At 45.1% G+C, this 543-nt stretch carries 1 protein-coding gene; it reads right to left on the bottom strand.

Annotation, left to right across the window (positions count from 1 at the left end; translation table 11 throughout):
• The coding region (locus CZ809_RS20985) for an amino acid permease (RefSeq protein ID WP_144396235.1) at positions 1-543 on the bottom strand (543 nt) is incomplete at both ends.

Genomic DNA, 543 nt, shown 5'->3' with positions numbered 1-543 from the left:
CCAAGCAGTGTCAGGATAGTACCGCCGAATACGGCTGTCGCACCACAAGCGTACACACCGTAGATGCTGTATAGAACCGCTAATGTACCCACGGTTGCACCAAGACGGTATTGCTTTTGAGATACCATGTTCTTGCGAAGTAGTACTTCAAGGCCAGTCATCGATAGGATGTAAGGTACCATGTTAATGAATACGGCTAGGTTCAATAGTGCGTTGAACTGACTGATCAAGTTAGGAGAGATAGTCATTACTGCTAGTAGAATCTCAGCCGCAAGCATGATTAACATACCTGCAATTGGCACACCTGCTTTGTTTGTTTTAGCAAAGATTTTAGGGAATAGACCTTCATCAGCCGCGGCTTTAGAAACTTGGGCGTTAGTGAACTGCCAGCCAAGTAGTGAGCCGATACATGCGATAACTGCTGCCAGTGTAACAATGTTACCTACTGTTGGGTTGAACATGTGGCTGAATACAAGACCAAACGGTGCAGTTGATGCTGCTAGTTCTGAGTTAGGAATAATACCTTGAATAACACCCGTTGAA

It is taken from the genome of Photobacterium piscicola (assembly GCF_900166965.1).
In the GTDB taxonomy this organism is placed as follows: Bacteria; Pseudomonadota; Gammaproteobacteria; order Enterobacterales; family Vibrionaceae; genus Photobacterium; species Photobacterium piscicola.
Note: the sequence above shows the minus strand (reverse complement) of the source record. Positions and strands in the feature narration are given on the sequence as shown.